At 27.7% G+C, this 13,575-nt stretch carries 9 protein-coding genes and 1 rRNA gene; 5 read left to right on the top strand and 5 right to left on the bottom strand.

Translation table 11 applies throughout. From position 1 onward, the window contains the following. Positions 1 to 64: 64 nt before the first annotated feature. Positions 65 to 1,225, bottom strand: a complete 1,161-nt coding sequence (locus tag ACH5BK_RS13815) for a MalY/PatB family protein (protein WP_404308403.1) — start codon at positions 1,223 to 1,225, stop codon at positions 65 to 67. Between the two features lie 83 nt (positions 1,226 to 1,308). Between ACH5BK_RS13815 and ACH5BK_RS13820 the strand changes: the two genes are divergently transcribed. Beyond that, a complete protein-coding gene (locus ACH5BK_RS13820) occupies positions 1,309 to 3,123 on the top strand; it encodes a menaquinone biosynthesis decarboxylase (RefSeq protein ID WP_404308405.1) in 1,815 nt (604 codons plus the stop codon). Positions 3,124 to 3,147: 24 nt separating this feature from the next. Here the strand turns inward: ACH5BK_RS13820 and ACH5BK_RS13825 are convergent, their stop codons facing one another. From ACH5BK_RS13825 to ACH5BK_RS13840, 4 genes are read right to left on the bottom strand one after another with little or no spacing between them, the layout of a single operon-like run. Continuing rightward, positions 3,148 to 5,409, bottom strand: a complete 2,262-nt coding sequence (locus ACH5BK_RS13825) for a diguanylate cyclase (protein ID WP_404308407.1) — start codon at positions 5,407 to 5,409, stop codon at positions 3,148 to 3,150. Positions 5,410 to 5,462: 53 nt separating this feature from the next. Further along, the gene (locus ACH5BK_RS13830) at positions 5,463 to 6,455 is read right to left on the bottom strand and encodes an ABC transporter ATP-binding protein (protein WP_404308409.1); all 993 of its coding nucleotides are present in this window, start codon (positions 6,453 to 6,455) and stop codon (positions 5,463 to 5,465) included. A 4-nt stretch (positions 6,456 to 6,459) separates the two neighbouring features. Then, complete coding sequence (locus ACH5BK_RS13835; RefSeq protein ID WP_404308410.1) at positions 6,460 to 8,064, bottom strand: ABC transporter permease; 1,605 nt, start codon at positions 8,062 to 8,064, stop codon at positions 6,460 to 6,462. Positions 8,065 to 8,070: 6 nt separating this feature from the next. Further along, positions 8,071 to 9,078, bottom strand: a complete 1,008-nt coding sequence (locus tag ACH5BK_RS13840; protein WP_404308412.1) for a Fe(3+) ABC transporter substrate-binding protein — start codon at positions 9,076 to 9,078, stop codon at positions 8,071 to 8,073. A gap of 189 nt (positions 9,079 to 9,267) precedes the next feature. Here ACH5BK_RS13840 and ACH5BK_RS13845 point away from each other — a divergent pair, with 189 nt between their 5' ends. The 4 genes from ACH5BK_RS13845 (at position 9,268) to ACH5BK_RS13860 (ending at position 13,506) form a co-directional block, all read left to right on the top strand. Then, complete coding sequence (locus tag ACH5BK_RS13845; RefSeq protein ID WP_404308414.1) at positions 9,268 to 9,837, top strand: anthranilate synthase component II; 570 nt, start codon at positions 9,268 to 9,270, stop codon at positions 9,835 to 9,837. A gap of 3 nt (positions 9,838 to 9,840) precedes the next feature. Further along, positions 9,841 to 11,034, top strand: a complete 1,194-nt coding sequence (locus ACH5BK_RS13850) for an ArnT family glycosyltransferase (protein ID WP_404308416.1) — start codon at positions 9,841 to 9,843, stop codon at positions 11,032 to 11,034. Next, positions 11,021 to 11,653 (top strand): type II secretion system protein, encoded by a 633-nt coding sequence (locus ACH5BK_RS13855; protein ID WP_404308418.1) that lies wholly within the window; start codon positions 11,021 to 11,023, stop codon positions 11,651 to 11,653. The genes ACH5BK_RS13850 and ACH5BK_RS13855 overlap by 14 nt, the downstream gene beginning before the upstream one ends. 338 nt (positions 11,654 to 11,991) lie before the next feature. Then, positions 11,992 to 13,506, top strand: a 16S ribosomal RNA gene (locus ACH5BK_RS13860). The last annotated feature ends 69 nt before the right edge of the window (positions 13,507 to 13,575 follow it).

Below are 13,575 nucleotides of genomic sequence, written 5' to 3' on the forward strand. Positions count from 1 at the left end.
ACCTTTTTGTAAAAATATAATATGCATTGTGAGAAAAAAGGTAATACTTTATCTCACAGTTGTGTTAAAAACAGTAACATATCTTTTCTAAAGCCTCTTGTAAAGGCTTTTTACTAAGTGCTAAGTTTAATCTAAAGTGCTGTTTTGCATTGCTACTAAATGATACACCATCATTTAATGCAACCTTTGACTGAGTTAATAATTTGTTTTTAATTTCATTATGTGAAAGATTATATTCACTAAAATCTAACCATAAAAGATAAGTTGCTTCTGGTTTAGTAAATTTGATTTTTGAATTTCTTTTTTCTAAATATTCTTTTGTGAAATCTATATTTTCTACTAAATATTCTTTTAATTGTTTTACATAAGATGAACCATTTTCATAAGCAGCTTGAGTAGCTACATATCCAAAAAAATTAACTGAGTTTATTTGTCTTTTTTGAGCTATTTTTTTAAATTTGTTTAAAAGTTCTTTGTTTTTAGATATAGCATAAGAAGTATTTAAACCTGCGATATTAAAAGTTTTACCTGCACTATTTAAAGTAATAGTTATATTTGCTATCTTTTCACTAATAGAAGCTAGAGGGGTAAACTTCTTAAAAGTAATATCTGAGTGTATTTCATCAGAAATTATTGTGATATTATTTTGTAGACAAATATTTGCTAATTCTTCTAATTCCTCTTTGCTCCAAACTCTACCAACTGGATTATGTGGAGAACATAAAGTTAAAACTTTTGTATTTTTTGTAATTTTAGTTTTTAAGTCTTCTAAATCCATAGTATAATAACCATTAGTTTCTTTTAGTTCATTTACAATTATTTTCCTATTATTTGCACTTACACATTTAAATAAAGGTGGATATACAGGAGTTTGAACTATTATTTCATCTTCTTTATTAGGACAAAATGCTTCAATACAAGCACTATAAGCAGGAACAACTCCATTTACTACTAATATTTCATCTTTTTTTACTTCCCAATTATGCTCATTTTTTTGCCAGTTAATAATGGAATTAAAAAAATCATCACTGGCAAAGCTATATCCATATACTGAATTTTTAGCTGCTTCTATGATTTTGTCATTGATAAAAGAAGGAGTTTTAAAATCCATATCAGCAACCCATAAAGCTTGTAAATCTTTATATCCAAAAACTTTTTCTAAAGCATCATGTTTTTCGCAATTTGTGTTTTTTCTATTTATTTGTTCATCAAAATTATAAATCATATATAAAACCTCTATTATAAACTATATTTTATTGATAAAATGATATAAGATTTATACTAATTATAAGGTTATTTGGAAAAATTATGAAAGAAGCAATTGAACTATTAAAAAAACATGATTTGTTAAGAGTTATTGATGATGAATTGGATATTTATTTGGAGATACCTCATATAGCATATATTGAAGTAAAAAAAGAAGACTCTAAAGCTTTATTATTTACAAATGTTGTAGATAAAAAGAATGACAAAAAATTTGACATTCCAGTATTGATGAATGTGTTCTGTAATGAAAAAGCAGTAAAACTGTTTATAGGTGATGGAGATAAGATAGGTAGTGAAATTGAGTCATTACTTAAAATGAAGCCACCAACTACATTTAGTGAAAAACTATCAACTTTTGGAAAGTTATTTGCACTTAAAAATACAATTCCTAAGAAAAATAGAGGAAAAGGTGAGTGTCAACAAGTTATAAAACTAGGTTCAGAGGCTAAATTGTCAGACTTGCCAGTACTTACTACATGGGAGCAAGATGGTGGTCCATTTATTACAATGGGGCAAGTGTATACTACATCATTAGATGGTGAAATGAAAAACTTAGGTATGTATAGACTTCAAGTATATGAAGATAATACTTTAGGATTACATTGGCAAATTCATAAGGACTCAAATCACTTCTTCCATGAATATAAAAAAGCTGGAAAAAAAATGCCTGTATCTATTGGTATTGGTGGAGATCCTATGTATATATGGTGTGGGCAAGCACCATTACCAATTGGGATATTTGAATTAATGTTATACGGATTTGTGAAAAATAAAAATGCACAACTTGTAAAATCAATTACAAATGATATATATGTACCAAGAGACAATGATTTTATAATAGAAGGTTTTGTAGATACTTCAAAATTAAGAATAGAAGGCCCTTTTGGAGATCATACAGGTTATTATACTTTAGAAGAAGATTATCCTTTTATGGAAGTAACTGCAATTACTCATAAAAAAGAACCAACATACTTAGCAACTGTAGTTGGTAAGCCACCATTAGAAGATAAGTATATGGGACATGCAACTGAAAGAATATTTTTACCTTTACTTAAAACAACTGCACCTGATTTAATAGATTATTATATGCCAGAAAATGGAGTATTCCATAATCTAATTTTGGCAAAAATTAAAACTTTATACCCAGGACATGCAACTCAGATGATGCATGCATTTTGGGGAGTAGGGCAAATGTCATTTGTAAAACATGCTATTTTTGTAAATGAAAATGCACCTGATTTAACAGACCATGATGCAATAGTTGAGCATATACTAAATAGAGTTGATATAGATGATTTAATGGTTTCAAAAGGCGTAGTTGATGCACTTGATCATTCCTCTCCAAAGTTTGCCATTGGTGGTAAATTAGGTCTTGATTGTACTGGTGAAGAGATTGATGAATTAGGAATCACAGTTCTTTCAGACTCTGAATTATTATCAAAGATGAAAGAATTAACTGATGAGGTTAAGAATCTTAAGCAGTATTATACAAATACAAAAAATCCAGTTACTATAATAACTGTTGATAAAAAGAGAAATCAAAAAGAAGTATTTGAAACTTTAAAACCTTTATATGAAAATATTAAAATTTTGATTATCATTGATGATGCAAATCAAAATGATGTTGAAAACCCATATATGTTAGTATGGAGAGTTGTAAATAATATAGATTCAAATAGGGATTTATATATAGATTCAAACACATTATGTTTAGATGGAACAAATAAAAACTCATTTGATAACTTCAAAAGAAGATGGCCAGATGATGTTGATTGTTCAAAAGAGGTAATAGCTTCTTTAAGACAAAGAGGTATTTTAGATATTGATGATGAATTTATCAAAAAATATCAACTTTAAAAGGTAGGTTTAAACTCCTATCTTTTAAAGAATTTTTATATTATTTTTACCATTCTTTTTTACGTGATACATAGCTTTATCTGCTCTTAAAACTATATCTTTTTTATTATCACCTTCAATAAATTCTGTAATACCAAAACTTGCCGTTACTTTTCTATTTATTTCAAAATTTGTTTTCTCAATATGCTCTTTTAAATGTAAAGCACTTTTTTTAGCATCAAAAGATGAAGTATTAGGAAGTATTATTATAAATTCTTCTCCACCCCATCTCCCAAATAAATCATCCTTACGTATATGACTAGTAATTATTTTAGAAACATCAACAAGAATCTTATCTCCTATTAAATGTCCTAAAGTATCATTTATAGATTTGAAATTATCAATATCAATAAAGATTATTGAAAATGTTGAGTTGTTTAATCTTGCATCTTTAATTAAATTTGATAAGATTTTTTCTATTTTTCTTCTATTTAGTATTTTTGTTAAACTATCTTTATTCGCATAATCCAACAAAGTATTTTCTGCAATTTTTCTTTTTTTTATTTCTTTTCTCATTTTTGTGATAATATAAATAGAAAAAATAATCATTATAAGTAATGGAATTACATATTTATAAAACCATGAATAATCTTTTACTTCTTTATAAACAATTAGTTGATATTTATTAAGAATATTTCTTTTTTCCTCATTTGTGATTTTACTGATAATTTTATTTAAAATACCTATTGCCTCAACGTTCTTATCTAATATTTTTAATCTTATTTCTAAATCATAAGGTAAAGTACCTGCAATCTTAATGTTATTATAATTGTTTTTTATAATTGAATGAGATAGCATTAATATATTATCAATAACAGCAAATATTTCATTTGATTTAAGAAGCTTAAACCCTTCATTTATTTCTTCAAGATATAAAAAGTTGATTTCAGGATATTCTTTTTTTAATTTTTCATAAAGAAGTTTATCTTTTATAACAGCAATTCTTTTATTTTTTAAAACTATTAAATCTGATATAAAATTTTTATCATTTATTGTAGCTATACCTACTTTTATTTTATTTAATGGAATACTTGTATTTAAATCTTGTTTATTTTGATATACAAATTTAAATTTTATGTCGTTTGTTTGTATGTGCTTTAAAATATTTTTATCTTTAGGTTCTTCAATTATATTAAAACTAGTATTAAGTTTTTGTGCAAGTGTTTTCCATAAATCAACTTCTAATCCTTTAAACTTGTTATTTTGAGTAAATGAAAAGGGCATATTTGAATCATTTATTTCTAAAGTAAAAGAATTATTCTTTAAAAAGTTCTTTTCATAATTATTAAATAAAATCTTATTTTTATCAAAAATAAAAGTATCTGTATTTAACTTTGTATTTTTAGATAATTCAAGAAGTAAATAGAGTCTTTTTATTTCATTGATTGTTTCTGTATCAATATTCCCAAGTAATCCTTCTTCATATTTAGCTAGTTTTTTTAAAATATTACCTTCGTATATTAAAGAATCGAGAGTTTTATTTTGAGTGTTGTATTTTTCATAAATTATCTTTGCAGTTTCTTCTATATTTTTAAAGGCATAATTCCATCCTTTAAGAGTCGCATCATAAAAGTTTTTTACTCTTGTCAAATTATTTTTAATTTCATTTTCAGATGTAAAAAGTATACCACCATAAAAATCAAACCCATAATCAGCAGGATTAAATATATTGTATTTGATTTTTTTCTTTGTTAATAAATATGGTTCATTTGATAAATAACATGCCATTGCATCTGTTGTACCATCTATTAAATCATCTAATTTAAAAGAGTGTGGAATAAAATTTATTGTTTTACTTTTAATGCCTTGGGATCTAATCATAGAAATAATATTAGCCATTTCTTTTGCATCTTCAGTTAACATTATTTTTTTATTTGCGAGTTCTTCAATACTGTTGATACCCGAATTTTTTTTTGTTAATAAAACCATAGGAGAATTTTGATATATAGCTAGTAATAAAGTTATTGGTTTTTTATTTAGTTTTTCAATAATTAATGAGGATTTACCAATGGCATAATGTCCAGGCTCTTTTAATGTATCTTCTATTAAATCGATATTATTATTAAACTCTTTTATTTTTACATCTAAACCATTTTGTTTATAATAGCCTTTTTCTTTTGCTATATAATATCCTGCAAATTGGTACTGATGTAACCAGTCAAGCTGTAAAGTTATAGTCTCTATTTTTTGAGAAAAACAAAGACTTTTAAATAAGAATAATAATAAAATGATTTTTTTAACTTTCATGCACGAATTATACATAAAAGATATTAAATTATCCTAGTCTTTTATAAGAAATATTATTTTTCTATAATTTTGATATCACTCTTATCTAATTTAAGGTAGAAATCCTTTTCTTTAATGTCTTCTATATTATTAAGCTGTGAATTTAAATGATTATTTTGTGGGTCATCTTTTAATTTAAAGATTACTTCATACGTTTCACCATAATATGAAGAATCAATTATTTCAATATTAAATCCATCTTTTTTTGTATTTAATTTACAATTTTTTGTATTTACAATAGCAATTTGATTATTATCAAGGTTGATTTTCATATCCTTTAGTATTACCTCAGGAATAATATTTATTTCAGATAAGAAATTTGCTATATAGTAATTTTTAGGCTTATTGTACATGTTTTTTGCACTATCAAATTGAAGCATTTTTTTATCATGTATAATACCAATTTTATCAGAAATACTTAAAGCTTCTTTTTTATCATGAGTAACTAATATAGCACTTAATTCATATTTCTTAATTAAATTCTTTAACCACATTTTTGTTTTATATCTCAATTGTGAATCAAGATTAGCAAAAGGTTCATCCAATAATAAAATTTTTGGATTATTAGCCATTGCTCTAGCAATTGCTACTCTTTGTTGCTGTCCTCCTGATAATTGATGAATTTGTTTTTTTCTATGATCTACAATATCAAATTGGTTTAGTAGTTTTAAAACTTTTTTTTCTTTCTCTTTTTTAGATAATTTATCTAATGCAAAAGCAATGTTTTCTTCAACGTTTAAATGAGGGAATAGTGCATAGTCTTGAAAGATGTATCCTACTTCTCTATTTTTTTTATATATTTCTTTTGATGAAACACAAGTATCACCTATACAAATTTCTCCTTCATGTTCTTTTTGAAGTCCTGCTATTGCTCTTAATATTGTAGTTTTACCACAACCACTTTTTCCAAGTAAAGTTACAATTTCACCTTTTTTTACTTCAAAGTTTATATCTTCTAGTATTTTTGTTTCATTAAATGAAATTGAAAAATTATTTATGCTAACCATAGTTTTATGCCTTATTCATATTTCTTGCTAGTAAAATAACTGATATTATACCAATTACAATAATAAACATTGATGGTACAGAAGATTCTACTATTTGAGCTTGTTGTGTTAATTCTAAGGCTCTAACTGCTAATGTATCATAATTAAATGGCCTTAGAATCATAGTAAGAGGTAGCTCTTTTATAACCTCTATAAATATAACTATAAATGCTGAGAATGCTGTATTCTTAAGTAAGGGTGCATATATTTTAATAAATGTTTTTCTCTCACCAATATTAAGAATTTTTGCAGCATCATCGTAAGATGTAGGAATTCTTGAAAATCCAGATTCAAAGCTGTTAATAGAAATAGCTAAAAATCTTACGCAATAACCAAAAATTACTGCTACTATTGTTCCTGAAATAATAAATGTATCTGAAAATAAATCAAATACAAATTTGTCTAACAATGCAAAAAATGAAAGTATTCCTACTCCAACAACTGCCCCTGGAATAGAGTATCCTAATTTTACTATTTGAGTTAAAATTGATGATGTTTTATCTGTATTCAATCTTACATTATAAACAAATAATAAAGCTAATGATGTAATAATAAAAGCAGAAGATACCGCAAGAGTTAAACTTTGATATAGTAAGTTTAAAAAATCTTCATCGATTATTTCATCATAAGATAGTAAAAACCAATAACATAATTGAACAAATGGCAATAAAAAACCTAAAAAGAACGGCACAAAACACACCATAAATGCAGCTATATTTTTTCCACCTGAAAGTTTCGTTTTGTCAATAGGTTTAAAATCTTTACCTGAACTTTTATATACTTTATTTCTTCTTTGTAGTCTTTCAAGTATGATAATAATGAACACAAAAGTCATAAGAATACTAGCAAGTTTTGCTGCATCTTCAACAGAACCCATACCAAACCATGCTCTAAATATACCAGTAACAAAAGTACTTACACCAAAATAATCCATAACTCCAAAGTCAGCAATTGCTTCCATTACAGCTAATGTTACTCCCGCAACTATTGCAGGTCTTGAAACTGGAAGAATTACTTTTCTTAAAATTTGCCATGATGATAAATTAAAAGTTTTAGCTGCATCTATAATTGATGCTGATTCAAAAGAAAGATATGTCTTACAAATTAAGTAAACGTAAGGATACAATACTAATGACATTATTATAATAGCACCTTCAATTGACATAATATCTAAGAAATACACATCATTAATTGTTGTATTAAAAAACTCTAAAATGAATGTTGTTACACTTCCCGTAATATCAAACATCCCACCATATATAAATGCCATAATATAAGTAGGAATAGCAAATGGTAAGATTAATCCATAATGAAAAAAGTTAGAAAATGTAAAGGTATAAAGAGATGTTAAATATGCTGTAGCAAAGCCTATTATTCCAGTAAGAATTGCAACACCAAACATAATATATAAAGTGTTAAAAATATATTCAAAAAGCAGTGTATCTTTTAAATGTTGCCAGTTTTCACTGGAACCTGAAAAAATATATATAAATATTATGATTGCTGGCGCACTAATAAGTAGTGTTAAAAAAACACTACTTATTTTTAATTTTGAGAAATTACTTATCAATTATTATTACTTCCATCCTGCTTTATCAAATACTTTGATAGCAGCCGCATTATTTTCACCTAAAGTGTTAATTGAAATTTTATCATCTTTAAACTGACCCCAAGATGAAACAAGTTTAGAAGGTTTAACACCTGCTAATACTGGATATTCATAATTTCCTTTTGCAAATAGTTCTTGTGCATCTTTTGAAGCCATAAATTCAATAAACTTAATTGCATTTTCTTTATTTGGAGCATATTTAGCTACACCTGCACCCGAAACATTAATATGTGTTCCTCCATTTTCAAATGTAGGGAAGAAAATTTTAACTTTTTTTACTGACTCTCTTTGAGAAGCATCTTTATTATGAACCATTTTACCAATGTAGTAAGTGTTTGCTATAGCAACTGAACCAATACCATTTGCAACAGCTTTTACTTGATATCTATCATTACCTTTTGGAGCTTTAGCCATATTAGCAACTACACCTTTTGCCCATTCTAAAGCTTTCTCTTCTCCATGATGTGCAATCATTGCAGCCATTAAAGATTGATTATAGATATTATTTGATGATCTAACCATAATTTGACCCTTGAATTTTGGATCAGCTAAATCTTCATAAGTAGAAAGTTTATTTTCCATTCCAGAACCAATTCTATATACAGCAACTCTTGATCTTTTAGTTAAAGCAAACCATTTATTATCTTTATCTCTTAATTTTGCTGGAATGTTTGTAGTTAAGTAATTTGAATCAATAGATTGTAATAAATCTTTTTGTTTTGCTTGATATAATCTACCAGCATCTACTGTAATTAACACATCAGCAGGTGATTTTGCACCTTCACTTTGCATTCTTTTAATTAATGCAGAAGCTTTTGCTTTTACTACATTTACTTTAATTCCTGTTTTTTCTTCAAACATTTTAAATAATTGTTTATCTGTATCATAGTGTCTATGAGAATAAACATTTACTTCTGAACTTGCTAATAGTGAACTTGATAATACTAATGCACTTAATGCTAATTTTTTTAACATATAATTTTCCTTTTATACTGATAATTGTTATCGAAATTATAATGAAGAAAAACTTTTATATTACTTAATAGTAAGAATGATTATCATATTAGAAATTAAACACTTTAATTAAAAAAAACAATTATATTGATATAATAAGCTCAATATTTTAGATATATCAATTTTGATATAAACAGAGGTAAATAATTTATGATATTAATGATTGATAACTATGACTCTTTTACTTATAATATAGTTCAGTATTGTTTAGAACTGGGAGCAGATTTAAAAGTAATAAGAAATGATGAATTGACAGTTGAAGAAATAGAGAAATTAAATCCAGAAAAAATTATTCTTTCACCTGGTCCTGCAACTCCTAATGAAGCAGGGGTATGTTTAGAAGTAATTAAATATTTTGCTGATAAAAAACCAATTTTTGGTATTTGTTTAGGACATCAAAGTATTGCACAAGTTTTTGGAGCAAAAGTAATAAAAGCAAAAAATATGATGCATGGAAAAACATCAAAAATAAAAGTTACAAATGATTCAATAATTTTCAAAGATATTCCAACAGAGTTTACTCAAACTAGGTATCACTCTTTAACAGTAGATAAAAATAGTATACCAAGTGTTATTATACCTACATCAATCAGTTTAGATGATGATGAGATTATGTCTTTAGAAATTAAAAATAAACAAATTTATGGTGTACAATTTCATCCTGAATCAATAATGAGTGAATATGGTTATGAAATGTTGGATAATTTCTTAAAGTTATAAATTATGATTTCCAAAAAATATGACTATTTATTTTATTTTATTTTATCCTTATTAGTAGTTATATTAATTTTTGTTTCAAATACATTAAGTATATCATATAAAGAAGCACTAAATGTATTTGAAAATAGTTCAGTTTTAACTTACATAACAAAAACATCTATTTACATTTTTGGGCAAAATGATATTGCATTGAGATTACCCTTCATTATATTTTATGCATTAAGTGTAATTCTAATGTATAAACTAACTCTAAATTATTTCAAATATAAAAAAGATCATTTTTTATCAATATTGATATTTATGATACTACCAGGTGTTTTAAGTGCTTCTTTGTTAGTTAATAGTGCTATTGTAGTACTGTTTTTTACACTATTATATATTTATATATATCAAAAAAATAAAAAACATCCTATATGGTTACTTGGATTGTTGGTTTTTATTGATAATTCTTTTGCAATTTTCTTTTTGGCATTATTCTTTTTTTCGTTAAAAGAAAAAGATAAAAAACTAATATATATATCATTAGCTTTATTTACAATTTCAATGTATATTTATGGTTTTCAAACAGACGGAAAACCAAAAGGTTATTTTTTAGATACTTTTGCTATTTATGCAACAATATTTTCACCTTTAGTTTTTATTTATTTTATTTATAGTTTATATAGGACAGGAATTAAAAATCAAAAAACATTAGTTTGGTATATCTCTTCAACAGCTTTACTAATCTCTTTATTATTCTCTTTTAGGCAAAGGGTTTATATAGAAGACTTTGCACCATATTTAGTTATATTTATACCCTATATGTTAAAAATGTTTTATCACTCATATAGAGTAAGACTACCAATATTTAGAAAAAAACATTATATAGGCAGTATTATTGTTCTTTTAATGTTAATACTAAATTGTATCTTAACAGTAATTAACAAACCTCTTTATCTTTTTTTACCTAATGAAAAGAAACATTTTGCATATAAATATCACTTTGCTAAAGAAATAGCAAATAAATTAAAAAAATTAGGAATTACAAAAGTTACAACAGAAGATTATACATTACAATTAAGATTAAAATATTATGGTATTGAAAAAACAGATAATTTAGTTCTAAGTAGAAAAAAACCAAAAAATATCAAACAAAACATATCCATATCATATTATGGAAAAGAATTAGTCAAATTATATATATATGAAAAAAAATAGTTTTACCTTATTAGAGTTAATACTTATTATTGTTCTATTATCAATAACATACTCTTTTTTTAAATTAAAAACCATAGATACAAATAAACTAAACGAAGTTACTAATAGATTAGAGATACAATTAAAATATCTTAGATATAAAGCATTAACAGATTCAAAAAAAAATCATGATGAGTCAAAATGGTATAAAAAGAGATGGAGAATAAAGTTTTTAAAATGTAGAAAAAGTATTGGAGGAATTTATTACGTGATGTATTCAGATAAAAATAAATTAGGACATCCAAATAAAGAAGAAAGTTTAAGAGATCCATTATCTAAGAAATATATCTATAATTCAAATACTTGTCTTGAAAAAGATGATTTAAGTAAATATACCCTCTTAACAAAAAACTATAATATAAAAAATATAGAAATATCTTGTAATAATACTAGTTCTTTAGGTCAATTATCTTTTGATTATAATGGAAATATATATACGAATCTTTCCAATAATGAAGATACAAATAAACTAATAGATAATTGCACATTAGTATTAATTGATCAAAATATGAATAAGAGAAAAATAGAAATACAAAATAAGACATCATATATAAAGATAAGAGAAACAGAAACCCAATAAAAGCATAGTAAAAAGCAGAAAAAAAGACAAAAAGATTACAAATTGAGCAATTTAAGTTAATATTTAGGAAAACTTCTTGACAAAGGGGAGAAATTTGTCTATAATTCCCGTCCAATTTCAGAGGAACGACAAAAAGTTCTAAAGAGATTAAGATCTTTAAAAACGAAGGTTAATAAGAAGTAATTTTTATAAACCGAATATAGAATAAACGATATAAAAACAAGAAGAACAATTCTTGTCTATTTAAGTTTTTTACAATCAAAAGATTATAAAAACATTTTGAGTGATAGTTTTGTTAATGTAACAATTAATAAAAATTGTCAGTTTCAGATTTTTCAATTATGGAGAGTTTGATCCTGGCTCAGAGTGAACGCTGGCGGCGTGCTTAACACATGCAAGTCGAACGAGAACGGAACTAGCTTGCTAGTTTGTCAGCTAAGTGGCGCACGGGTGAGTAATATATAGGTAATGTGCCCTAGAGAAGAGGATAACAGTTGGAAACGACTGCTAAGACTCTATATGCCTTTAAGACAGAAGTCTGCAAGGGAAATATTTATAGCTCTAGGATCGGCCTGTACGGTATCAGTTAGTTGGTGAGGTAATGGCTCACCAAGACAATGACGCCTAACTGGTTTGAGAGGATGATCAGTCACACTGGAACTGAGACACGGTCCAGACTCCTACGGGAGGCAGCAGTGGGGAATATTGCACAATGGGGGAAACCCTGATGCAGCAACGCCGCGTGGAGGATGACACATTTCGGTGCGTAAACTCCTTTTATATAGGAAGATAATGACGGTACTATATGAATAAGCGCCGGCTAACTCCGTGCCAGCAGCCGCGGTAATACGGAGGGCGCAAGCGTTACTCGGAATCACTGGGCGTAAAGAGCGTGTAGGCGGGTGAATAAGTTTGAAGTGAAATCCTATAGCTCAACTATAGAACTGCTTTGAAAACTGTTCACCTAGAATATGGGAGAGGTAGATGGAATTTCTGGTGTAGGGGTAAAATCCGTAGAGATCAGAAGGAATACCGATTGCGAAGGCGATCTACTGGAACATTATTGACGCTGAGACGCGAAAGCGTGGGGAGCAAACAGGATTAGATACCCTGGTAGTCCACGCCCTAAACGATGTACACTAGTTGTTGTGAGGCTAGACCTTGCAGTAATGCAGTAAACACATTAAGTGTACCGCCTGGGGAGTACGGTCGCAAGATTAAAACTCAAAGGAATAGACGGGGACCCGCACAAGCGGTGGAGCATGTGGTTTAATTCGACGATACGCGAAGAACCTTACCTGGACTTGACATAGTAAGAACTTTTAAGAGATTAGAAGGTGTCTGCTTGCAGAAGCTTATATACAGGTGCTGCACGGCTGTCGTCAGCTCGTGTCGTGAGATGTTGGGTTAAGTCCCGCAACGAGCGCAACCCTCGTGTTTAGTTGCTAACAGTTCGGCTGAGAACTCTAAACAGACTGCCTGGGTAACCAGGAGGAAGGTGAGGACGACGTCAAGTCATCATGGCCCTTACGTCCAGGGCTACACACGTGCTACAATGGGGTATACAAAGAGCAGCGATACGGTGACGTGGAGCAAATCTCAAAAATATCTCCCAGTTCGGATAGTAGTCTGCAACTCGACTACTTGAAGTTGGAATCGCTAGTAATCGTAGATCAGCAATGCTACGGTGAATACGTTCCCGGGTCTTGTACTCACCGCCCGTCACACCATGGGAGTTGAACTCATTCGAAGCGGGGATGCTAAGATAGCTACCCTCCACAGTGGATTCAGCGACTGGGGTGAAGTCGTAACAAGGTAACCGTAGGAGAACCTGCGGTTGGATCACCTCCTTTCAGAGAAGAGAGAAGTTATTCGATTAACTTCTCCAAAGCTATCAAAGATAGCAAAAAAAAGGGTATATC

The organism is Arcobacter sp. YIC-80, assembly GCF_044841725.1.
Taxonomy (GTDB): domain Bacteria; phylum Campylobacterota; class Campylobacteria; order Campylobacterales; family Arcobacteraceae; genus Arcobacter_B.